18 protein-coding genes and 1 tRNA gene are annotated in these 22,576 nt (G+C 58.2%); 8 read left to right on the top strand and 11 right to left on the bottom strand.

Annotation, left to right across the window (positions count from 1 at the left end):
- The first annotated feature begins 13 nt into the window (after positions 1-13).
- Positions 14-430, top strand: a complete 417-nt coding sequence (locus PK28_RS07910) for an EamA family transporter (protein ID WP_044513131.1) — start codon at positions 14-16, stop codon at positions 428-430.
- Positions 431-438: 8 nt separating this feature from the next.
- On the opposite strand, the gene PK28_RS07905 is transcribed toward PK28_RS07910, so the two are convergent.
- Genes PK28_RS07905 through PK28_RS07895 form a run of 3 tightly spaced genes read right to left on the bottom strand, consistent with a single transcriptional unit; the run spans position 439 to position 5,849 of the window.
- Complete coding sequence (locus PK28_RS07905) at positions 439-3,549, bottom strand: efflux RND transporter permease subunit (RefSeq protein WP_044513129.1); 3,111 nt, start codon at positions 3,547-3,549, stop codon at positions 439-441.
- Positions 3,550-3,608: 59 nt separating this feature from the next.
- Positions 3,609-4,580: an efflux RND transporter periplasmic adaptor subunit gene (locus PK28_RS07900; RefSeq protein ID WP_048825744.1), complete on the bottom strand. Its 972-nt coding sequence runs from the start codon at positions 4,578-4,580 to the stop codon at positions 3,609-3,611.
- 45 nt (positions 4,581-4,625) lie between these two features.
- Complete coding sequence (locus PK28_RS07895; protein WP_197070494.1) at positions 4,626-5,849, bottom strand: TolC family protein; 1,224 nt, start codon at positions 5,847-5,849, stop codon at positions 4,626-4,628.
- A gap of 309 nt (positions 5,850-6,158) precedes the next feature.
- On the opposite strand from PK28_RS07895, the gene PK28_RS07890 reads away from it, so the two are divergent.
- From PK28_RS07890 to PK28_RS07875, 4 genes are all read left to right on the top strand, one after another.
- On the top strand, positions 6,159-6,743 hold the full coding sequence (locus tag PK28_RS07890; protein ID WP_044513127.1) for a fasciclin domain-containing protein: 585 nt from the start codon (positions 6,159-6,161) through the stop codon (positions 6,741-6,743).
- Positions 6,744-7,401: 658 nt separating this feature from the next.
- A complete protein-coding gene (locus PK28_RS07885) occupies positions 7,402-8,301 on the top strand; it encodes a hypothetical protein (protein ID WP_156126303.1) in 900 nt (299 codons plus the stop codon).
- A gap of 129 nt (positions 8,302-8,430) precedes the next feature.
- Positions 8,431-9,588: an acyltransferase family protein gene (locus PK28_RS07880; RefSeq protein WP_044513125.1), complete on the top strand. Its 1,158-nt coding sequence runs from the start codon at positions 8,431-8,433 to the stop codon at positions 9,586-9,588.
- A gap of 43 nt (positions 9,589-9,631) precedes the next feature.
- A complete protein-coding gene (locus PK28_RS07875) occupies positions 9,632-10,765 on the top strand; it encodes an acyltransferase family protein (RefSeq protein WP_044513124.1) in 1,134 nt (377 codons plus the stop codon).
- Positions 10,766-11,173: 408 nt separating this feature from the next.
- On the opposite strand, the gene PK28_RS07870 is transcribed toward PK28_RS07875, so the two are convergent.
- The 7 genes from PK28_RS07870 to PK28_RS07840 form a co-directional block, all read right to left on the bottom strand.
- A tRNA-Ser gene (locus PK28_RS07870) sits at positions 11,174-11,261 on the bottom strand.
- Positions 11,262-11,340: 79 nt separating this feature from the next.
- Positions 11,341-12,414 (bottom strand): asparaginase, encoded by a 1,074-nt coding sequence (locus PK28_RS07865; RefSeq protein ID WP_044513122.1) that lies wholly within the window; start codon positions 12,412-12,414, stop codon positions 11,341-11,343.
- 321 nt (positions 12,415-12,735) lie between these two features.
- Positions 12,736-13,503 carry a TatD family hydrolase gene (locus PK28_RS07860; RefSeq protein ID WP_044513119.1) on the bottom strand — a complete coding sequence of 256 codons (768 nt, stop codon included), beginning with the start codon at positions 13,501-13,503 and terminating at the stop codon, positions 12,736-12,738.
- A 636-nt stretch (positions 13,504-14,139) separates the two neighbouring features.
- Positions 14,140-14,952, bottom strand: coding sequence for a glycosyltransferase (locus PK28_RS07855; RefSeq protein ID WP_048825740.1), 813 nt, complete (start codon positions 14,950-14,952; stop codon positions 14,140-14,142).
- A 10-nt stretch (positions 14,953-14,962) separates the two neighbouring features.
- Positions 14,963-15,598, bottom strand: coding sequence for a polysaccharide deacetylase family protein (locus tag PK28_RS07850; protein WP_044516575.1), 636 nt, complete (start codon positions 15,596-15,598; stop codon positions 14,963-14,965).
- 283 nt (positions 15,599-15,881) lie between these two features.
- Positions 15,882-17,012, bottom strand: coding sequence for a glycosyltransferase family 4 protein (locus PK28_RS07845; protein ID WP_044513117.1), 1,131 nt, complete (start codon positions 17,010-17,012; stop codon positions 15,882-15,884).
- Between the two features lie 93 nt (positions 17,013-17,105).
- Entirely contained in the window at positions 17,106-18,491 is a 1,386-nt protein-coding gene (locus tag PK28_RS07840; protein WP_044513113.1) for an oligosaccharide flippase family protein, read from the bottom strand.
- A 223-nt stretch (positions 18,492-18,714) separates the two neighbouring features.
- Here PK28_RS07840 and PK28_RS07835 point away from each other — a divergent pair, with 223 nt between their 5' ends.
- The gene (locus PK28_RS07835) at positions 18,715-19,824 is read left to right on the top strand and encodes a GumC domain-containing protein (protein ID WP_071885129.1); all 1,110 of its coding nucleotides are present in this window, start codon (positions 18,715-18,717) and stop codon (positions 19,822-19,824) included.
- A complete protein-coding gene (locus PK28_RS07830; RefSeq protein ID WP_048825739.1) occupies positions 19,821-21,317 on the top strand; it encodes an O-antigen ligase family protein in 1,497 nt (498 codons plus the stop codon). The genes PK28_RS07835 and PK28_RS07830 overlap by 4 nt, the downstream gene beginning before the upstream one ends.
- 47 nt (positions 21,318-21,364) lie before the next feature.
- Here PK28_RS07830 and PK28_RS21130 read toward each other — a convergent pair whose 3' ends face one another.
- Positions 21,365-21,490, bottom strand: coding sequence for a hypothetical protein (locus PK28_RS21130; RefSeq protein WP_262489744.1), 126 nt, complete (start codon positions 21,488-21,490; stop codon positions 21,365-21,367).
- A 234-nt stretch (positions 21,491-21,724) separates the two neighbouring features.
- Between PK28_RS21130 and PK28_RS07825 the strand changes: the two genes are divergently transcribed.
- Positions 21,725-22,573 (top strand): universal stress protein, encoded by an 849-nt coding sequence (locus PK28_RS07825; RefSeq protein WP_044513106.1) that lies wholly within the window; start codon positions 21,725-21,727, stop codon positions 22,571-22,573.
- The last annotated feature ends 3 nt before the right edge of the window (positions 22,574-22,576 follow it).

Below are 22,576 nucleotides of genomic sequence, written 5' to 3'. Positions count from 1 at the left end.
TTTCCCTCTTGCTATGTGGTGGCTTTATGCATTGCTCTCGGCCCTGTTTGCGGCCCTCACGGCGGTACTCGCCAAGATTGGTATTAAGGGGGTTGATTCCAACCTGGCCACGGCCATTCGCACGGTGGTGATTCTAGTGCTGGCCTGGGGCATTGTGTATTTCCGGGGCGGGCTGGAGCAGTTCGGCAGCCTTACCCGCACCAACTGGACGTTTCTTATCCTGTCCGGGGTGGCCACGGGCTTGTCGTGGGTATTCTATTTCCGGGCCCTGCAGCTGGGAGAAGTATCCAAAGTAGCGCCGGTCGATAAGCTGAGCGTGGCGTTAGCCATTGTGCTGTCCGTAGTTTTTCTGGGCGAAAAGCTCACCTGGCAGGGCGGCCTGGGTGCCGGGCTGATTATTCTGGGCACGCTGGTTTTGATCTGGCAGTAATCTACTTTCTACGACAGCGCAGGCTGCGCATCCCCTTTTGCATATACCAGCCGGAGCAGGCTGGGCAGCACTATCAGCAGCAAGGGCAAAGCCAGCATCAGCCCCCCAATTACGGCAATGGCCAGCGGCTGATGCAGCTGGGCGCCAGCCCCGATGCCCAACGCCAAAGGCAGCAGCGCGGCAATGGCGGCCAGCGCTGTCATCAGCTTGGGGCGCAGGCGGGCCGCAATGGCATACCCGATGGCGGCTTCCACCGGGGAGTCGCGCCTGGCATCGTTAAACTGCTGCAGGGTGAAAATGGTGTTTTCGCCGATGATGCCTACCACCATAATCAGGCCGGTGTAGGAGCCCACGTTCAGGGGCGTGTGGGTGAGAAACAGGGCCAGACTGCCCCCGGCCGGGCCCAGCACCGCCACCAGCAGTATCAGCCCGGCGGCTTTCAGGTCTTTAAACAGAAACAGGCCTACCGCAAACACCAGCAAGCAAGCCGTAGCCAGAATGGTCAGCAGCTCCTGAAACGACTGCTGCTGCTCGGCGTAGCTGCCCCCAAACTGGATGAAGTAGCCGGGCGGCAGGTTCAGCTGCCGGTCCAGCTTCTGGCGAATTTCCTGCATGGCCGAGCCCAGGTCTCGGCCGTTGAGGCGGGCCGTAACGGCCGTCATAGCCTGCAGGTTCTCGCGCTCCAACTCGGCCTCGCCGGCCGAAACCCGCACTTCGGCCAGCTCTTCCAGCCGCTGGCGCTGGCCATTGGGCAGGAAAACGGGTTGCGCCCGCACCTGCTGCAGCGAGGCCTGGGCCGCCCGCGGGTAGCGCAACCGGATAGTCAGCAGCTGCTCGCCTTCCAGCACATTGCCGGCCTCTACGCCCGCCAGCTGGGTTTGCAGCTGGCTCTGAAAATCCGTAGCCGTGAGGCCAAACTGGGCGAGGCGGCGCGGGTCGGGGCGCACGTCCACGGCCGGGCCCATGCGCACTATGCCGTCGAAGACATCGGCTGTGCCTTCCGTTTTTTCCACGATGCCGGCCACCTGCTCTGCCAGGCCGTAGCGGATATCGGCCGTGGGGCCAAACACTTTGATTTCGATGGGCTGCACGGTGCTCATCAAATCTCCCAGCATGTCACCTATCACCTGGCCAAAATCGATGGTGAGGGCGGGCTGCGTGCTTTCGATGCGCTGGCGGATGTCGTCAATTACTTCATCGGTGGTGCGCCTACGGCTGGTTTTCAGCCGGATGAGGTAGTCGCCACGGTTGGGCTCGGTGATGAAAAAACCCATTTGGGTACCGGTACGGCGCGAGTAGCTGGCTACTTCCGGCACCTGCAGAATCAGCTTTTCGGCTTGCCGCAGCATCTGGTCGGTTTCTTCCAATGAGGTGCCGGGCGGCGAGTTGTAGTCGAGCACGATGGCGCCCTCATCCATTTCGGGCAGGAAGCCGGTGGCCAGGCGCGGAATCACCAGCACCAGCACGCTCACCAGAACCGCCACTCCAATCAAACTCCAGAGCGGATGCCGGATAACCGAGCGCACCCACGGAATTTCATGGTGCCGGACCTCCACCAAACCGGACTCTTCAATTTCCTCTATCTCCTCCTGATTTTTAACTAATAACGCATCAGCCACCACTGCCTTCTTCTTTCCAAAACCCAGCTGCGAAAGCAGCAGATACAGCACCGGCAAGCCCAGCCACGCCACCACAAACGAGCAGAGCAGGGCCACCACCATGGTAGTAGCCAGCACTTTAAAGTAGGCGCCCGCCACCCCGCTAAGCAGCGCAAACGGCAGAAAAATAACAATGGTACTGAGCGAGGAGCCGATGAGCGACGGCAGCAGGTGCTGCACCGAGCGACTCACAATTTCATTAACGGAGGCCTGCGGGTGCTCCTCGCCTACCCGGTGCAGCTGCTCCACCATCACTACGGCATCGTCAATCATCAAACCAATGGCGGCGGCCAGCGCCCCCAGCGTCATGATGTTGAAGGAATAGCCCAAGCCAAAATACAGCACCGCCACCGTGAGAGCCAGGGCAATGGGAATGGCCAGCAGAATGGTGATCGTGGCCCGCCAGGAGCGCAGAAACAAGGCCGTTACCAGCAGCGCCAACGCCAGACCAATCCACAGCGAATCCTGCACGGAGCGCACCACTTCCGACACAAAATCGGCCTGATCATAGTACGGGCGGAGCTGGATGCCGCGGGGCAGGCCAGCCTGCAGCGCCTTCACCTTAGCCTTCACGCCTTCGGATACCTGCACCACGTTGGCATCGGGCTGCCGCGACACGGAAATGAGCACGGCCGCGTGGCCGTTGGCGTTGATGCGGGTGTATTCCGGCTGCTCGCCCACCTGCACCGAGGCCACATCCGCTAGGCGCACAATACGGCGGTTATCATTGCGCAGCACTACGTTTTCAATGTCTGCTTTCGATACCAGAGAGGCATCGGTTACGGTGAGGTACAGGCGGCGGTAGTCGGTGAGGTAGCCGTTGCTCTGCACGAAGTTGGTCTGGCCAAGGCTGGTGCTCACATCGGCGGGCGAAAGGCCCAGCGCCGCCAGCTGATCGGGCTGCAGCTCAACCTGGTATTCCTTGGTACGCCCGCCCTGCACGTGCACCGCCGACACGCCATCTACCTGCGAGAGAAACGGCTTGATAGTGTAGAGCGCCAGCCGCCGCAGCTCCAGCGCGCTGCGGCCCGGGGCTTCCAGGGTGTAGCCCATTACCGGCAGAATGGCCGGGTTCATGCGCTCCACGGTAATCTGGGTGGCCGGCGGCAAATCGGCCCTAATCTGGTTCAGGCGCGACTCAATAGTTTGCTGGCTGCGCACCACGTCCACGTTCCAGTCTAGGTAGGCAGATATTTCGCAGGAGCCCCGGCTGGTGGTGCTGCGCAGCAGCTTCAGGTCGGGCACCTGTTTCATGGCATCTTCCAGCGGCTTGGTCACGGTTACCATCATGCGGTCCACGGGCTCCAGGCCGTTTTCGGCAATAACCTTCACCTTCGGGAACGTCACCTCCGGAAACAGGGCCAGAGAAATGCGCTGATACGCCAGCGCCCCTACCGCCAGCGTGAGAGCCAGCAGCACCGCAATGGGCGCTTTGTATGCCTGAATAAAGGAAGGGCGCATAAATGGTAGCTGTTGGCTGGTAGCTTCTGGCTGTTAGATTTATTATGGGCTGATGGCTACTAGGGCCGCACCAGTTTCACGGTGGCGGTGTCTTCCAGCCCGTAGTTGCCGGTGGCCACTATGCGGTCCTGCGGGGAGAAGCGGGGGCTTTTGATTTCCAGGTGGCCGGCGTGTTCCTGCCCGGGTTGCACCGGCACCTGCACGGCGGTAGAATCATTGAGCAGGCGCATCACCCAGAATTTGGTCTGCGTTTCGTCGGTGAGCACAGTCTCCCGGGGCAGGGTCTGGGCCTGGTAGGGGGCGGTTTTGTCTATTTCGATGGTGACGGCCAGGTTTTCGGGGAGTTGGGGCACGGGGCCTACTACCTCCACGGTGTAGCGCTGGGTTTGCGAGGCTATGTCGGTGGTGGGCAGCAGCTCAGCCACGCGGCCCGGCAGCACGCGGCCATCGGGCAGGGTGATGCGGCAAGATTGGCCGGTATGCACGTAGCGCAGCTGAGTGGCGGGCACATCCAGCACAAAGCCAAAGCGGCTCTGGTCGAACACTACGCCCAGCTGCTCGCCATCCTGCACATAGTCGCCGGCCAGCTTATCCACGCTGGAAAGCACCCCGGCGCGGCCGGCCGCAATGCGCACCACGCCGCTGAAGCGCAGGCGCGGGTCGCCGGTGAGCTTGTCCAGATGCAGCGTGCGGGCTTCTTTGGTTTGCAGGGTGAAAACCGTTTGCCCTGCCCGCACCCGCTGGCCCGGCACGGGTACGGGCGCCAGCAGGTAGCCCGTGGTGGTGGCCCGCAGCACATCCTTGGCCGGATACGCCGATACCGCGCTCAGATGCAGGACATCGGAAACTGTATCCGTCTGCACGTGCACCACTGTTACGGCGGGGCGGGCGCGCACCGCCGCTTCTTCATCAGGCTCTTCCGTGGCCTGCTCCTGACATTGGGTCAAGCAGATCAGACCCAGCAACGGCACCAGCCACCGGGCCGGGCCGCCGCCAGAATTTCGAAACCCAAAGCCTTTTAGAAAACGCATATACCGAGGAGGAAAAAACCGAATGTAATATGGAAGAAACCGAGCCTATTCTCCCAGATAATCAATAGCATACAGGGTGCGCAAACGCTCGGTTTCGGCCTGCGTGAGGTTAAACTGGAAGGCGCGGTAGCTATTGACCAGCTGCAGGTAATCGAGAATGGAAATATCACCGGTAGCCAGCTGTTGCCGGCCGGCTTTCACCAGGGCCTCGGCCACCGTGAGCTGCTGGCGTAGGGTGGCGCTCAGCTGGTTGCTGGCCTGCACCAGCCCTTCCAGCTGGTTGTACTGCTGGCTGCGCTGAGTGGTGAGAAAACGGCGGTAGCCCTGGCGAATTTCCTCGGCCACTTTCAGGCGGTCGTAGGCAATCTGGCGCTGGTGTCCATCAAAAACCGGCACCGAAAGCATGAGGCCCGCGCTGACGCCAAAGCTGTGCGCCAACCGCACGGGCATGGGCGATGACGACTGCAGACCTGCATCGGCCACCCAGCTCAGCTGCGGGCGGTAGCCCAGGTCAATAGCCCGCCGTTCCAGCTGCAGGCGCAAACTGTCCAGGGTATACTGGCGCTGGGCCACGGCGCTGAGGCCGGCCAGGGCCCGATGTGTAGGCGGCGTGGGCGCTTCCAGGAGCGCAAAGGCAGTATCCGAAACGCCGCTGAGGTAGCGCAGCACACCCAGCTCCCGGCGATACACCAGCTGGTCCTGCTGCACGGCCACTTCCTGGCTGCGCATCGAGAGATAGTACGTGAGATACTGGGTTTGCTTGAAGATGCCCCCATTTACCAGCTGGCGCAGTACCTCGTCCTGCTGCCGGAGCTGGCGCAGCAGCGCCCGGCTAAACGACCATTGCTGCTGGGCAGCATAAGCCGTCAGGAACTGGTCGGTAATGGAGCGTCGCAGGTCCAGCGCCGATAAGCGGCCGGTATTACGCAGCACCTGCCCCTGGTTTTCCAGAATCCGGAAGTCGTTTTGCAGCACGGGGCGGTTGAACAGCGGCTGCGTGGCCGTGACTACGGCGGCGTAGTTGCCTCCGTTGGAAACAGCTTCATCGTAGCCATAACCGCGCACTGTAGGAGCGGCTACCACGGCCGCCGTGCCGGCTAACTGGGGGCGTTGCTGGGCCCGGCGGCGCAGGCTGTCGAGGCGGGTTTGGCGTACCTGGCCGGCGTAGTCGGCCAGCAGCGGGCTGTTGGCGCGGGCTACGCGCAGGAAAGCGGCCAGGTCCCGCGGAGAGTCTGGGGTTTGGGCCAGGGCGAAATCCTGTATACTCAACAAAAGGATGAGCAGTGCTGCGGCTGTAGGCAGCGCAGGCCGGCAAAACATACGCAGGAGCAACCAGCGGGTAAGCACAGACACAGGCGGAAAGAAGCCGGGCGTTTCGGCTGAGAAGCGAAACGACACCCGGAGTAGAGGACCGGAATTGGGCTTTGTACGGGGCTGTCTGCAAATTGGCTTAATTCTATCGGACACCGGAATTCAGCTAGGCTCCAGAATTATTTTTTTGCTCCTCTAAATCCGGCCTGCAGGGCTAGGGCGTAGGTGCTGTTATAATTCAAAACCTACTTCCTTTCTTCTTCCCAAATGAAAAAGACCCTATTCTCGCTGGCTTTCGCAGCCTTGTTTGGCGCGGCTACCACTAACGTTTCGGCCCAGGCCATGATGAGCCCAAAATCGGCAGCCGGCAACACGGTATCCGTAGGTGGCCAGGCTATGTACCCGAATAAGAATATTGTGGCCAACGCGGTAAACTCCGCCGACCACACCACGCTGGTAGCCGCCGTGACAGCCGCTGGCCTGGTAGAGACCTTGCAGGGCAAAGGTCCGTTCACCGTTTTTGCGCCCACCAACGCTGCCTTCAACGCCCTGCCCGCCGGCACCGTGGAAACTCTGGTGAAGCCCGAGAACAAAGCTACCCTCACCAAAATCCTGACCTACCACGTGGTAGCCGGTAACCTGACGGCCGATAAGATTATGGCCGCCATTAAAGCCGGCAAAGGCACCGCTACCCTCAAAACCGTCAGCGGCGGCACGCTGAAGGCCATGATGAATGGCCCGAAAAACGTGGTGCTGGTAGATGAGAAAGGCGGTACGTCCACCATCTCTACCTACGATGTGCTGCAAAGCAACGGCGTGATTCACGTGATTGATAAAGTGCTGATGCCCTAAGTACTGCGCAGACGCTCCACCGTCGTTTGTGTAGCTGAAACGCCTGCTCCTTTTGGAGCAGGCGTTTTTGTGGACTTACCTCAGCCGGATTAACAGGCGGCCAACAGCGCGAAGTGGCCTTCAATGCGTTTAGAGGCACATTTTAGTCAGGCGGATGAAAAACGGCAGCAGTTCTGCGGTAGCCACTGCGGCACCGGTGGCGATGTTGTAATGCCCGGAAGGAGTACTTCTCTCAGCTGATGTGCCTTCAGCAAGCTGCCAACCGGTGCTTCAAGGAATAGTTCTACTATTCAGTATAGTTGGTTCCTTTTAAAGTGCAGTATGCCGGTATAATAACTCAACAATCTTCATAACTCAACAGTCTTCCTTTTACTACCTACATTTGTCAAGTCTGGTTTGGGCCAAGTTTTGACGAATCAATGCGCTTTACTATAGTTAGCTCATGCATACATGCATGCATGGGGAGGCAGTGAGGGCAACCTTTACCCGGTCTATTCAGGAAGACTTGCGCGTGATACGGCATATAGGCTGGCAACGCTTTCTGCACAATTTAAAGGTACAGACCCGTAAGAGCGTGCTGGGATACACCTGGCTGTTGCTGCCTTCTTTACTGGCGGCTTTGGTTTGGGTTGGGCTCGGCCGTGCCCAAGTATTAAAAGTGGATAATTCCGGCGTACCGTATCCCGTAGTTGTGCTGGCCGGCTTATTTCTATGGCAGGGTTTTGTAGAAGCGCTGAATTTCCCCTTGCAGCATATTCAGGCGGCCAAGACCACGTTAGCAAAGGTGCGGGTTCCCCACGACGCTTTTGTAGCGGCTGGGATGGGATTGGTCATATTTAACAGCGCCCTGCGCCTGCTGATTCTGCTTGCTGCTATGCTCTGGTTTCAGGTCCCGCTTACCGGGCTGCTGTTCCTGGTACCGCTTGGAGTAGCTTCCCGGTTTGTGCTGGGCCTTGCGCTTGGGTGGTTGGTAGCTGTGTTGGGTTTACTCTTCTCAGACGTAGCCAATGCCTTGGGAATGGTCATTAATTTGTGGTTTCTGGTAACTCCGGTTGTATACACCTTACCTGCCGCCGCCAACAAATGGCTGATTCTTAATCCGGTTACTCCCCTGCTCACGACAACTCGCCAGTGGCTGCTGGCGGGCCCCTTTGTTCCTACGCCGGGCTTTTGGCAGATTACGGTTATAGCCTACCTGCTGCGCATTATTGCCGAACACAAAGAGGCCAACTGTGACCTTTGGTACCGGGATGCGCATTTCGTGTATAATTTTTTCACCCGCGCCTACTTCAGTGGCATTCACAAGCTGGAGCCCTTGCGCCAGCCTATTATTGAGCGTATTCTGGCCTCAGCCCGTCCTGACGGGCATTTAGGCGATACACTCACCGATACGGCCTGGGTCGTAAGCAGCCTGCTCAATCTGCGCAGCTACCCACCTGAACTTACTGCAGCCACGCGCTACCTGCTTGCCGCCCAGCAAGCTACTGGCGAATGGCCCCGCTGGCTCCTGTATTATGGCGGGGCAAACGGCTACTTGGCTGGGGTTCAGAGGAAATGACAACCAGTTTCTGCCTGGAAGCGCTGGCTCGGGTTCAGGCCTGGCACCTCGAAAACGCCGGGGAGAATTGGCCGTGAAACTACTCGCTTCTCACTCTACCACTACTTCTCCGCTCTATTTTTCCTTCCAATGAATAAATTATCTGGGCCTGTAGCCTATCCTCGTTACGTGGAGCTGGACGTCCTCCGCTTTCTGGCTATTATGTCTGTGGTATTGGTGCACATGACGTATACCATGCCCACCATTACCCATCAGGGACCAACTTATCCAACCATAAGCTTGGTATCCGTCTATGGCTACCTCGCAGTGCCGCTGTTCTTTATGATTAGCGGATTTACCATTGTTAAGTCGGCCCGGCATAAAACTGTTTCGGAGTTTCTGGCTGCGCGCATAGTCCGGCTATATCCTGTGTACTGGCTGAGCTGTATCCTCACCTTTATTGGCCTGCGGGTGAGCCACCTCATGGGAGATGTCTCGGTGAAACAGTTTCTGTTTAATATGACCATGCTGCAAGAATTTTTTGGGCAGGCATCCATCAATGGCGTTTACTGGACGCTGACTTATGAGCTGACGTTTTATTTTCTGGTTACTCTTCTTATTTCCTATCGACTATGGGATTATCTGCTGCCGGTAGTTGTGGGTTGGCTGGGTTATACCTTAGTAGCAGGACCTGAGCCCGGGGCCAGCACTTTATTTACGGGGCTGTTTATTCCGCGCTACAGCCCTTATTTTATTGCAGGCCTGCTTTTTTACTTATTACAGACCCGCACGGTAGCATCCTGGAAAGTCTATGCGGCCTTGGCGGCAACCGTTGTTTTAACCTTGCGCACCGACCGTGCTGCCCGTCATGCAGCGGAGCAGTTTTACCATGCTCCCCATCTTTTTAATCCCATAATATCACTCGTCCTTATTCTTTCGCTCTTTGTACTGTTTCACTTAATCATTTTTCGTCGGTTTACTCTGCCACCATCTCCTCTATGGGCCTGGTTAGGCAAACTCACCTACCCTCTCTATCTAACCCACATGCTGGGCGCCATCCCTCTGCAACTGCTCAATGGGCGGGTAGATAAACACGTGCTGCTGGGAGCAACTATTGCATTAGTGCTGGCGGTAGCCTGGCTGGTCCATATTCTGGTGGAAGTACCCGGTACAGCGCTGCTAACCCGGAAACTCATGCCGCTCCTAACGGCTTCGGGTAAGTTGCCTGTTTCCTCACCTGCTGATTTTGGCTCCGCACCTGCAACGAACCGACTGCATCCCCCGGTTTTAATGAACAAAAGTGAGTAAGCTAATATCCTTTTCTGGGGCTGCCCCAACTGCTGCGGTTGATTTGCTGCCCCGCCACAAGATCAATTCTCTGCGGGGGGTTGCTATTCTGCTCGTCTTCGGGTATCACTCCCTATTGGTAATATTTGGGGAATACGAGTTTCGGCGCCTGGGGCCTTCCCACTTCTTCGTTGATTTAGACTCCTATTTGCCGGGCCAGATAGTCCTGAATCTCTTACCAACTGGTATGGGTGCAGGCGTAACAATATTTCTGGTCTTGTCCGGGTTTCTCATTCACTGGAATCATCTAAAAAACGGCGAGGTCTTTCAATTTAGCTCTTTTATAAACCGTCGATTCTGGCGTATTTATCCGCCTTACCTCGCCGCTCTGCTATTTTTCAGCCTGAGTCGGGGTACTGAGGGCGGGCTCAGTCTGCTCACCCATCTGACGCTGACTCATAATCTGCTTGAGCGCACTTTTTTTTCCATTAACCCAGCACTGTGGTCGTTGGGGTTGGAAGTTCAACTCTACCTGCTCTACCCGGTTTTGCTCTGGCTGCGGCGACACCTGGGAATGAGCCAAACCACACTGGCAATTGGTTTGCTCGGCCTGGCTACCATGGGTACGGGCCTGTTGCTTCATGCACGGAGCCCGGTGGTATATCTCTCCCCGCCTGCCATGTGGATACTTTGGGCAATTGGGGCGTTCTTTGGTGAGCAATATTTTCAGCAGAAGCGCCTGTTTTCCGGGCATGGGCTGCATCTATTAGCAGCCTTTTTCCTGCTCACTCTTCTAAAGATAACCGTCCTGTATCTGTTTTTGGGGCGCTTGCTTTTCGCCCTCTTTTTCGTGTGCCTGCTTGACTGGTTCTTGCAAAGAAATAATGCCTCTATTGGGGCGGGAATGACACTTTTTGGGCGTGTGCTTTCCTCTATCGGGCTATGCAGCTACAGCATTTACTTGTTTCACCAGCCATATCTACATTCTCTGATCGGTTTTTTCAGCTTCTATAACAGTTCTAAACCCGCTCTAGGGCTGGGAGTGTTGCTATCCTTTGGGCTTGTTTTTGTTGTTGCACAAATTACTTATCGCCTGCTAGAACTACCTTCGCTTCGGCTAGGGAAGGTTTTCTATCAGCGTTTCTGGCCAAGCAGATCTTTCACTCTCGGTACATTCCCTGTTACAAAACAAAGTTAAAACGCCTGCTTCGTCCAAGGCAGGCGTTTTAACTTTGTCTAGATCTTCGGGGAGTTCAATGCATTTTCCCGAAATCATCTTTCAGCACAAACTCAGCAGGTTTTGTGCTAGAGAGTGTGGCTCTCTCGGCAGGCAGCTACTTCGCCACTTGCGCATGCAGATAATTTGATGAGACCACCTATTCTAACTAACTAAAATTCAGCACTTGATCCAACTTTCAGGCTGGGCTGAATGAAGTAAAAAAACGGCCAATCCAGACGGATACTGGCGGGCGTAGCAGAAAGTGGCGGTGCCGCCGTTTAACATGGCTTGCATAACCAGTCCAATATCCTCAGCTGCAGGCATTTACTTCTTATATACCCCATAAATAATAACCCCCCGTGTTCATAAAGAAAACGGGGGTTATTGCAGAGAGGATGGGATTCGAACCCACGATGAGCTTTAGACCCATACACACTTTCCAGGCGTGCTCCTTCAACCACTCGGACACCTCTCTGAATGCGGAAAGCGGTGGCAAAGTAACGCCCCTTTTTCCGGATACGCAAGCCCCCTGGCCGATTCCTGCCGAGTATTCCCTAGCCGAGTGATATTTCGCCGCGTAAGTCGCGGGTAAGGCCGGCGGCGGTTTCGGCGGGCGTGAGGGGGTGGCCCAGCACGTACATCATCTTGGTAATGGCGGCTTCGGTGGTAATATCGTCGCCCCCAATCACGCCCATGTCCCGCAGGTGGGCGCTGGTTTCGTAGCGCCCCTGCTGCACGCGGCCTTCGTCACATTGGCTTACGTTGAGAATGTGCAGGCCCCGGTCGATGGCATCGCGCAGGGCCTGGGTAAACCAGGGGGCAGTTGGGGCATTGCCGGAGCCATAGGTTTCCAGCACGCAGCCGCGCAGTTCGGGCACTTCCAGGGCCGCGCGCACTACCCGCTCATTAATCCCGGGAAACATCTTCAGAATACTTACCCGGTCATCAAACTGGCGGTGGAACAGCGTGGGGCCGGGCGGTATGGCCGTCCGGATAGCCGACTCGTTGTATTCCAGATCAATACCGGCGCGGGCCAGTGGCGGGTAGTTTTCGCTTTTGAAGGCGTTGAAGTGGCCGCTTTCTACTTTCTTGGCGCGGTTGCCGCGCAGCAGTACGTTGTGGAAGAAGATGCAGACTTCCGGCACTCGGGCCCTGCCGGTATGCGGGTCGCGGGCGGCCGCAAATTCCAAGGCGGTGAGCAGGTTTTTGCGGGCATCGGTGCGCACTTTACCTACGGGCAGCTGGGCCCCCGTGAAGATGACAGGCTTGGTTAGGTTCTCGAGCAGAAAACTCATGGCCGAGGCCGAATACGCCATGGTATCAGTGCCGTGCAGAATCACAAATCCATCGTAGGCCTCGTAGCTTTGCTCAATAAGCCCTACCAGTGTCAGCCAATCGGAGGGAGCAATATTGGAGGAGTCGATGGGGTGAGCCAGGCTGTGCACCGTGAGGCGCACGTTAAACTGGTGCAGCTCGGGCATCAGCCGCAGCATACTGCTGAACTCCATAGGCACCATCTCGCCGCGGCGGTTGTAAGCCATGCCAATGGTGCCGCCCGTGTAAATCAGCAGCAAAGAAGCCTCGGGCGCGGCCGGGGCGGCAATGTTAATATCCAGTAATTGGTTCAAAGGAACAGAGAAACAGGGCCAGGTAAAGCCCGGCCGCGCGTGGGTGGTGGAAGTGGGAAAGCAGGAGGAAGCTTACGCTGGGTGGGTGGGCCCGGCGAATTGGCAAGCTACTGCATGTTGCGCACTAAAACTACGGATAGCAGCTAGTTCCCCACCTCAGCTGAGGAGGGGTTAGGGGTGGTTGACCGAAGCGTTTGCACGACAGCTAGTTCTAGTTTTCTAGCTCTAGTCATTCAACCACCCCTAACCCCTCCTTTCTGAGGAGGGGAACTAGCATTTAATTCTAGCTTGTTGCTCTGGTGATTTAGCCTTTGCTTTTTGCTATAAGCTAAATAATGCTTGTGCGTTGCGGGTGGTGGCTTCGGCTACTTCTTCCACGTCCCGGCCCAGCAAATCGGCTACGCGGCGGGCCACCAGGGGCAGGTAGGCGGGCTCGTTGCGCTTGCCGCGGTGCGGCACAGGCGCCAGGTAGGGGCAGTCGGTTTCCAGCAGCAGGTGCTCCAGCTCCAGGCCCGGCAGCACCTGATCCAGGCCGCCGTTTTTGAATGTGGCCACGCCCCCAATGCCCAGCTTAAAGCCCATTTTGATAACGCGCTCCGCCTCGGCGCGGGAGCCGGAAAAGCAGTGGAACACGCCTTGCAGCGTACCGTCCTGGGCGGCTTCTACCAGCTCAGCGGTTTCCTGAAAAGCGTCGCGGGTGTGCAGTACCAGTGGGAGCTGGTGCCGCTTGGCCAGCTGGATCTGCACCCGCAGGGCTTCCTGCTGCCAGCCCAAGGTGGTTTTGTCCCAGTACAAATCAATGCCGCACTCCCCTATCGCCGCAAACGGCCGCTTGCCCAGCCATTCTTCCACCAGATACAATTCCCGCTCAAAATCCTTGTTCACGGAGCACGGATGCAGGCCCATCATGGCAAAGCACAGCTGCGGAAAGCGGGCTTCCGTTTCCAGCATCATATCAATGGTGGTATGGTCGATGTTGGGCATGACGATGGTGCTCACACTGGCCTCCAGGGCGCGGTGCAGCATGTCGTCCCGGTCGGTTTTAAACTGCTCAGAATATACGTGGGCGTGCGAGTCGGTGAGGTGCATGGGGTCAGTTGCCGGTTGCGGGTTGTCAGTTGCCAGTAGTAGGCGGCGGAAGCTTTTGCAAAGGTAGGCGACGGGCAGGCGAATACAGGCTGCAGAGCGAGGAAGGGGCAGCACAAACCAGAACTTCATGCCGGCGAAAGCGAAACCTCTTACGTTCTGACTTTGCCACCTTATCTGTCATCCTGAACTCTGCGAAGGACCTTATCACGTTAGGACCAGTCGTTGTTACGATGGTCGTTCAGCAGTGTGAAGGTCCTTCGCAGAGCTCAGGATGACAAGTGAAGCAGTAGAGATGCTTCGACTGCGCTCAGCATGACGTTATGGTTTTAATCTTGCCACAAATCCCCTACTTATACCGCCGGCCTTTCCACTCAAACCGAATAGGTAGTAGCCGAAACAGTACCAAGCCAACGGTAAGACCTACCGTGTAGAACTCGAATAGCGGAAGTAGGCGCAAAGGCGCGCGCCGGCCTACGCGGTGAAAGCAAAGCGCAGCTAATATACCTTGCAACAGCATTTTAGCGCCCAAAACCAACAATGCTGCCTCAGGCCCCACTACCACAGCCAGCAGCAACAGCACCGGATAGAAACCGGCATACACCAGCAAGCCGCTTTGCAGCCACCAGGGCAGCCCCTCTACCCGCGTAGCCAGCGGCGGCGCTGGTGCAGCAGCCGGCCAACGGAGGAAATGGGTAAGGAAACGGCCAGCACTTCGGGGCGGAATACATTTCGGAAGCGGAAGCCCTGCCGCAATACGGCCCGGAACAGCTCATAGTCTTCGGTCACGGAAAACGGCAGCCGCTCGTAGCCGCCGGTGGCCTCGTAGGCGGTTCGGGTTATCAGCATGTTGTTGCCCATGGCCGTGACCGGGCGGCCAAAATCAGACACCACCTGCACCAGCCCCAGGGAGAGCAGCCAATCCAGCCCTTGCAGCTGATCGAACAGGCGCGGGCCTTCTACTACGGTGAGGCCCGTAACGGTGCCGACTCCGGGCTGCGCGTGCGCCAATAGTCCCGTGAGCCAGGTGGCAGGCACGGCAATATCAGCGTCGGTAATAAAGAAATACTCCGTGGTGGCCAGCCGGGCCAAATGGGCCAGCACGTTGGCTTTGCCCAGGGCCGTGCCCATGGTGTCCGTGATAGGTACGCAGCGAAAGGTGCCGGCATAGCCCTGCATGGCCCGCTCGGCCAGGGCGCGGGTGCGGTCCGAGGAGGCATCGTCCCCCACCAGTACTTCTATCAGCTCCGGGGGGTAGTGGAGCTGGCGGATATGGTGCAGGCAGCGGCCAATGGCGGCTTCTTCGTTGCGGGCGGCAATGAGGATGCTCACGCGCGGCAGCGCGGCGGGCAGCGGCGCCAAAGCCGGGCTGCGCCGCAGCGCAAACAACAGCGTGGACACGCTCAGGATCAGAAACCAACATGCCAGATACAGCGTGAGTGCCGTGACCATCAACCCGGAATTATAAGGCAGCAAACTGATAGCCCAGCGCCGCAAAGTGAGCCAGGTAGCGCGGCAGCACATAGCGCAGGTTGCGGCTGGCTTTCAGGCTGTCGTGAAACACCACAATAGAGCCGGGCCTGGTCAGGCTGATGGCGGTGTGCAGGCAATCTTCAGAATCGTAGGTGGCGTCGTAGTCACAAGTGAGCACGTCCCACATTACCAGCTGGTGGGTGGCGTGCAGGTGGCGGGCCAGCGGAATAGTGATGCGGCCGTAGGGTGGGCGCAGCAAAGGCCGGGCCTCGGGAGCGGGCAGCACGGCATCCAGGGCCTGCTGGCACCGGGTGATGTCAGCTAAATAATCGGCGCGGGAGGTGGTCCAGCCGCTGAGGTGGTGGTAAGTATGGTTGGCCAGGCGGTGGCCGGCAGCCAGGGTTTGGCGGGCTATTTCGGGGTGGCGCACCAGGTTTTCGCCCACGCAGAAGAAGGTGGCCTGGGCGTTGAAAAGCGCCAGCTGCTCCAGCACAAAAGGCGTTTCTTCGGGAATGGGGCCGTCGTCGAACGTCAGATATAGCACCTTCTCCCCGCCTACCGGCATATCCCAGAGCGCTTCCGGCAACAGGCGGCGCATGGGGGCCGGCATTCGGTGTAAACGCATGGTTTTTGAGTTCGGAATGAAGAGCAAACGGAGTTTAGCAGTACGAAGGTACGGCAGACCAGATTATAAGAACGTCATGTTGAGCAGGCGAAGGACCTTTTAGGAATCTATAAGCCCGTCATGCAGTGCGGGAGCGAAGCATCTCGCTAGTGTAGTATATTTTGGTTTAGAAGCGGTAGAGATGCTTCGACAAGCTCAGCATGACAGTTACTGTAGCAACGACCGCACGCGAGATGCTTCGCTCCCGCTCTGCATGAAGGTCTTGTTTATGATATTCCGGATCTTACTTCCCTGCCACTTCCAGCAATACCTGCCACAGCTGGGCGGCGCTTTGATCCCAGGAAAAGCGGCGCGTGTTTTCGTGCCCCAGGCACACCAGCTCCTGGCGGCGGGGAGCAGAACTGTGCACTAACGCAAGCCCCTCGGCAATAGATTCTACCGAAAATGGGTCTACCAGCTGGGCGGCGCCGCCGGCTACCTCAGGCAGGGAGCTGCAGTTGGAGGTGATGACGGGGCAGCCGCAGGCCTGCGCCTCAATAATGGGAATACCAAAGCCTTCGAAGTAGGGCACGTAAGTGGTGGCCAGCGCGGCGGCGTATAGCTGCACCAGTTCCTCCTCGGTTACGCGGCCGGTGAGGTGCACGTCGCGGCGGTGCTGCAGCGTGCGGTACACCTCGAAAATGGGTCCCGCCTGCCAGGCCGTGCGGCCTACAATGAGCAGCTTGGCCGGGGAGCCGGTGCGCAGCTTAAACAAATCAAAAGCGCGCAGCAGATTTACCAGATTTTTGCGCGGCTGCAGCGCACCCACAAACAGAAAATAGGGCTTGCCCGCGCTGAACCGGTCCCGCGTATCCTGCTGCACCTGGGGTGGCTGGGGCTGAAAATGGTCGTCGGCGGCATTGTATACTACCCGGATACGGTCGGCGGGGATTTGGTAGGTGTGGATGAGGTCCTGTTTGGTGGCTTCGGATACGGCTACTACCCGGGCAGAGGCGCGGGCAAAGCGCGGGGCAAAGTAGTGATAGTACCAGCGCTGCAGGGTGCCTACATCCTGCGGAAAATGCTCGAAAGCCAGGTCGTGAATTACCGTGACGCGGGGCACGCTGGTGTTCAGCGTAGTATAGCCATCGGGGCTGAGAAATACCGCCGGGCGGAAGCGCAGCAGCCAGGCGGCCACGGCTACTTCAAACCACAGCACATACAGAAACGGATGCCGGGCCGGGGGGTAGAGCACGTGCGGTACCACGTTGGGCCCGAACACGTACCGCGCATCAAACTCCCGATCAAACAGAAAGTGAAAGGTGTGCCCGGGGTGCTGCCGCACCAGCCGTTGCAGCGTTTCAAAAGTAAAACGCCCGATGCCTTCCAGCTTGTTGCCGGGCAGCAGGAAACGGGTGTTGACGGCAATGTGCACGCGGGAAGGATTGAGCAGTGAAAGAGCAGCAAAATAGACAATCAGCCGCTCACGCCCGCCGGCCGCGCCGTTTTTGCAGTCGGCCAGGATAGATTAACGGCGCAACACTGCCCGCACTTCTTTCACTTTCACAATGCGCAGCAGCAGCAGAATAAGACCGAAAGCCAGCCCCGCCCCCACCGACTCTAACAGCCACTGGTGCAGCCACAGCTGCAGACCATACCACACGGCCGCCAGCAGCCCAAAGGCCAGCCCCAGGCGGCCCAGCAGCGCCCACGGAATGGCCACCCGCGCCCGGCCGCGCACCAAAGCCACGTAGCCAATCGAAACAAACAAAGCGCACCACAGCGTATTAAGCGCAGCAGCGGTAGCGCCAAACCGAGGGAGTAGCAACAGGTTCAGGCCCACATTCAGCACAATGCTGCCGGCCACCAGCGCACTCACGGCGCGCTCCTGATTGGTGCTGGTGAGCAGGGTGCTATAGATGGCGAAGAAGGCGTGCACCAGCACATTCACAAACAGGATTTTCAGGCAGAAAGCCATGTGCGCAATTTCCGTCGGGGTGCTGTGCTTAAACTGCCAGAACAGCACCTCGCCCCGAAACAGCACAAACGCGCACACAAACAGCAGCGGCACGGTTACAATTCGCTGCCCAAACCAGAGCAGCTCGCGCTGCTCGGTGGGGCGGGCGCTGGCGTGGGCAAACTTGGCAAAAAACAGGGGCAGCACCGTCCAGAGGTACATCATCACGGCATCTACCCAGCGGTAGGCCCCGGCGTAGTAACCCGCCTCCTGCGGCGAAGCCAGGCGCTCCAGCATCACCATGTCAATCCGCTCGTTCAGGCCATAGAGCAGGGTGATGAGGGCGAAAGGCAGGCTTTGCTTGAGCACGGTGCGGGCGTGCTGCCAGCGCAGCCGGTAGCGCTGCCACCCAAACAGCCTGGAAACCAGCACATACAGCACTACAAAGGTGAGCAGCGTGGCCACTGTGCGGGCCCCAATGTAGCTATCCAGTGAAAGGCCCACGGGCAGCAGCAAGAGCACCAGCCCCAGCAACAGCACTTTTTCCAGCACGGAGAGCAGGGCATCGGTATTGAAGCGCTGGCTGGCCTGCAACGTGCCGCGCAAAAACTGCGTGTATTGCATGAGCAGCAGTCCGCCCCCGGTAAGCGCCAGCAGCGTGAGCGTGTGCCCACGGTAGCCCAGCACGAAACCGGTGGCCACAATTAAGCCCAGAAAGCCCAAAGAAAGCCAGCCCTTCAGGGGCAGAATGGTAGGGAAATACTCGGGCAGAAAGGTGGCGTCGGCGGCCACGCGCTTGGTGGCGTGCTGCGTCATTCCCAGGTCAGAAACCGAGGCAAAGATGAGCGTCAGGGCATACAGGGCGGTAAACGTACCAAAGGCCGCGTGGCCCAGGCGGTCCTGCACCAGGTTTTCCACCACCACCCAGCCGGGCTTTACCAGCAGGTTGAGCAGCACGACGAAGCTGATATTTGCGAAAAACTTTTTGATGCTACTTGCCGCTGAGTGGACGGCAAAAATACGATTGGCACCGAACAATGCGTATTTTTCGGCCTTCGATGATTCTTCTGCTATTTTTCGGCGCGGCTGATGCGCCGCGTTCCTGCTACTGAAATGTTATTCGGGGCCCCGGCCGGGTACCAGCGGCCTTCGCTACCTGCATAATTGTAACCCTGCCCGTATGCCTGATTCGTCTTATTCGCTTCTCCATATTTGGCCGCTGCTCAGGCGGTGGCAAAAACCCGTGCTGCGGGCTTTGCTCCTCACGCTGCTGGTAAGCACCGTAGTGGCTTTCCTGCTGCCCAATCAATATAAATCAACCGCGGTATTTTACCCCACCGCTCCCCAAAGCACCGACCCCGACCAGATTGTAGCCGAAGGCGCCAAGCTGGAGCCCGGGGGAACGGCCGCCGACCTGGACCGGATTATTACCATTGGCACTTCCCTGCCCGTGGCCGAGCAGGTGGTGCGCAAATTTCATTTACAGCAGCATTATGGCCTAGACGATGGCAACACCGACAAAGTGCACCAGGCCGTGCTGGATGAGTTTAGCAGCAACCTGCGCATCATTCCCTCGGAGCGCGACGCCATTGAGCTGACCTTTATTGATGAAGACAAGTTTCTGGCGGCGAAAGTGGCCAACGCATTGGTGCAGATTATTGACAGCATCAACCAGCAGCTGACCACCGAAAACCGCCGCAAAGTACTGGCCCTCTACCAGTCCCGCTACGCTTACCTAAAAACCCAGTACCAGCTCACCCGCGACAGTCTGGTGAACAGCCGCAAGCGCTACGGCGTGTTTGGCATGGACCGCGAGTCGCGCTACCTGGCCAAGGAAGTGGTAGAAACTGAAACTGAGCTGCAGCGGGCCGAAGGCGAAGTGGCCGCTGGCGGGGGTTCCGTGGCCCGCGTGGCCGGCCTGCGCCGCGCCCTGCGCAATCTGACCACGGCCGAAGGCGGCAACCGCATCAACCTGGAAAACTACCTCACCGCCGCCGACGATGTGAGCACGCTTTACGCCCGTTTTCTGAATCTGCAGGAGCGCCTGGTGAAAGCCCGCGGCGCTTACGAGGATACGGAAGTCAGCCTGCGCAACCGGATTTCGTCTATTTACACGGTGCAAAAGGCCTACCCCGCCCTGCGCAAGTCCCAGCCCATCCGCTGGCTGATTATTGTAAGCTCGGTTACCGTCATGTTTGTGCTGTCGGTTATTGGGGTGAGCCTGCTGGAGCTCAGCCGCACGCAGCTACCGGTATTTAGCGCCCGGCGCGAACGGGAATACGCGGAATGAACCGCCTGACGCTGCCGGCTGCGTGGCGGCGCCACCTTCCTACCGATGTTCTCACCTGGCTGTACGCGGCCTTTGTGGGGCTGCTGCTGGTTTGCGGCAGCATTGCGCTGCTGACGAAGGATAGTGGCTGGTGGCTGGTGCCCTTTGTGGCGCCCGCCGTAGTGGCGCTGTTTTATGACTGGCGCTGGGCCTACTACCTGCTGCTGTTCTCGCTGGCGTTTTCCCACGAAATCAACCTGCCTAATGGGCTGAGCACCGATATTCCCTCGGAGCCGCTGATGCTGGTGGTTACCGGCTGCTGCCTGGCGGGCCTCATCACGGGGGCCATTCGCCTGCCCCGGCGTTTGCTGGGGCACCCGCTGGTGCTGCTGGTATTTCTGGCTTGGCTGTGGGCGGCTACCTCTACCCTGGTTTCGGTGGATACCCTGAAATCGGTGAAATACCTGCTGGCCAAAACCTGGTACCTCATTCCCTTTGGGATGGTGACGTGGCTGGTGGTGCGCCGCCCGGCCCATGTGTGGCGGGTGGCGGGCTGCTATACTGCCGGCGTGGCCCTATCTACTCTCTACAGCGTGCTGCGCCATGCCGGCAGCGGCTTTCGTTTTGATACCATTCATCAGGCGGTGCAGCCGTTTTACCGTAACCACGTTATCTACGCCGCCACGCTGGCCCTGCTGATTCCGTATACCTGGTATGCAGCGCGGGCGGCCCATACGCGCTGGGGTCGCCGCCTGTGGCTGGGCGCATTTTGGCTGTTCCTGTTTGGTGTATTCACCTCCTACACCCGGGCTTCTATTCTGGCGGTGGTGCTTTCCGGCGTGTTTTACTACATCATCCGCTGGCGGCTTACGCGCCTGTTGCTCATCGGCTCGGCGCTGGCCACCCTGCTGGCCGTGGTCTACTTTGTGCAGCAGAACAAGTACCTGCTGTACGCCCCCGATTATGAGAAAACGGTTTTCTACGGCGACAACTTCGAGAAGCATCTGGAAGCCACTTACAAGCTGGAAGACGTATCGGGGATGGAGCGCCTGTACCGCTGGGTAGCGGCCGCACGCATGTTTCACGATAAGCCCATTACCGGCACCGGCCCCAGCACCTTCTATCCGGAGTATAAGCACTACACCGTTAAGAGCTTCCGCACCTACGTCAGCGACAACCCCGAGCGCTCTACCACGCACAACTACTTCCTACTGCTGCTGGCTGAGCAGGGTCTGCCCGGGCTGCTGCTTTTTGCTTTTCTGCTGAGTACTGCCCTGCTGCTCATTGAGCGCCTATACCACCAGAGCAAGGACCCGGTCCTGCGCAACGTGGTGCTGGCGGCCGGCCTGTCTTTCTATATTATTGTGTTTCACCTGCTGTTGAACGAGCTAGTGGAAGTAGATAAAATCGGCTCCTTCTTCTTTATAGCACTGGTCATTCTAATTCGGGTGCAGGAATGGGTTTATCAGCCGGAAACCAGGCTGACGGCAGACGATTCTTCCTCACCCGGCTGAAGTGGATACAAAAGCTACCACACTCCGCCCGCACTGTGCGGCGGCAGCTAGCGGTAAAAAATATTGTAGAGAATCCAGAGCAGGACAATTACTGCCATGGCATACCAGCCCCATTTAGCATAGTTATCGGAGGAGGTTCGGCGGGGTGGACGGTTGAGGCCGGGGAGTTTCATAGCTATAATTTTAAGGGAGGAAAGAATAAGAAAAGGTATCCATTAGGACTGGCCCCGCCAAATATTGGTTCCCCGGGCCGGCCGCTGTTCTTTTCCACCTTTAGCAGGAATACTGGGAGCAGTACGCTAAAACAAATGCCAGCAACTGAACCAGAGGCATTGACAATGCAATTTTATATTTATATTATAACATAATTAAACCAAACAGCATTATCCCTCCCGTTCCTCCGTGTTATGAAAAACTTTCTCGTCCCCACCAATTTCACCCCCGAAGCGCACCATGCTTTTGAGGTAGCTATGCAACTGGCGCAGCGGGTAGGCGGCCGCGTGGTGCTGCTGCACAAGCCGGATTTGCCCGGCGGCTCGGGATTTGTGTCCAGCGGCAGCGGCAATAAGGGCGACGGGCTGGATGATATGTTTGCCGTACGACTGCTGCAGAACGTGAAGTTTAAAATGCACGAGCTGATGCGCGAAGCCCTGCGCCAGACCAATAATGTTAATTTCGATGAAGTCATCAGCACGGAGGAACTGACCACGGCCATTCTGGACACCATTCGCTCCCATGATATCGACCTGGTGGTGATGGGCACCCAGCCCGCCACCCAGGCCCGCCCCTGGTGGGTGGGCTCCAATACCGAGAAGGTAGTTCAGCTGGCACCCTGCCCCGTACTCACGGTAAAGCATGCCCAGCCCAACTTTGACGTGCAGCACCTGGTAGTAGCCTCAGATTTTTCGGATGAGGCTGACCGCCTGGTGCCCCAGCTGCGGGAGCTGCAGGAGCTGTTCCCGGAGGCCAGTCTGCACCTGCTGGATGTGGTAGCCCCGGGCCGCAGCCACGAAGCCCCGCTGCAGCGCATCCATGCCTTCGCCAGCCGCCACTCCCTGGACGACTACGAGCCTGATGTTATTGATGCGCCCCGCGTGCGCGAAGGCATCCCCCGCTTTGCCGAGCAGGCCCACGCCGATTTGGTAGTGATGCTCACCCACGGGCATACCGGCCTCAGCCACCTCTGGCACGCCAATACCGCCGAAAACGTGGCCACTCACACCTACGCCCCTGTGCTCACACTGCGCTCAGCATGACGG

It is taken from the genome of Hymenobacter sp. DG25B (assembly GCF_000801315.1).
Classification (GTDB): domain Bacteria; phylum Bacteroidota; class Bacteroidia; order Cytophagales; family Hymenobacteraceae; genus Hymenobacter.
Note: the sequence above shows the minus strand (reverse complement) of the source record. Positions and strands in the feature narration are given on the sequence as shown.

What these genes read in the sequence shown, in the direction of transcription:
- PK28_RS07910 (WP_044513131.1), top strand. Translation starts at nt 14, where the DNA reads ATGTGGTGGCTTTATGCATTGCTCTCGGCCCTGTTTGCGGCCCTCACG.
- PK28_RS07905 (WP_044513129.1), bottom strand. Translation starts at nt 3,549, where the DNA reads ATGCGCCCTTCCTTTATTCAGGCATACAAAGCGCCCATTGCGGTGCTG.
- PK28_RS07900 (WP_048825744.1), bottom strand. Translation starts at nt 4,580, where the DNA reads ATGCGTTTTCTAAAAGGCTTTGGGTTTCGAAATTCTGGCGGCGGCCCG.
- PK28_RS07890 (WP_044513127.1), top strand. Translation starts at nt 6,159, where the DNA reads ATGAAAAAGACCCTATTCTCGCTGGCTTTCGCAGCCTTGTTTGGCGCG.
- PK28_RS07880 (WP_044513125.1), top strand. Translation starts at nt 8,431, where the DNA reads ATGAATAAATTATCTGGGCCTGTAGCCTATCCTCGTTACGTGGAGCTG.
- PK28_RS07860 (WP_044513119.1), bottom strand. Translation starts at nt 13,503, where the DNA reads ATGCACCTCACCGACTCGCACGCCCACGTATATTCTGAGCAGTTTAAA.
- PK28_RS07855 (WP_048825740.1), bottom strand. Translation starts at nt 14,952, where the DNA reads ATGGTCACGGCACTCACGCTGTATCTGGCATGTTGGTTTCTGATCCTG.
- PK28_RS07850 (WP_044516575.1), bottom strand. Translation starts at nt 15,598, where the DNA reads ATGCGTTTACACCGAATGCCGGCCCCCATGCGCCGCCTGTTGCCGGAA.
- PK28_RS07835 (WP_071885129.1), top strand. Translation starts at nt 18,715, where the DNA reads ATGCCTGATTCGTCTTATTCGCTTCTCCATATTTGGCCGCTGCTCAGG.
- PK28_RS07830 (WP_048825739.1), top strand. Translation starts at nt 19,821, where the DNA reads ATGAACCGCCTGACGCTGCCGGCTGCGTGGCGGCGCCACCTTCCTACC.
- PK28_RS21130 (WP_262489744.1), bottom strand. Translation starts at nt 21,490, where the DNA reads ATGAAACTCCCCGGCCTCAACCGTCCACCCCGCCGAACCTCCTCCGAT.
- PK28_RS07825 (WP_044513106.1), top strand. Translation starts at nt 21,725, where the DNA reads ATGAAAAACTTTCTCGTCCCCACCAATTTCACCCCCGAAGCGCACCAT.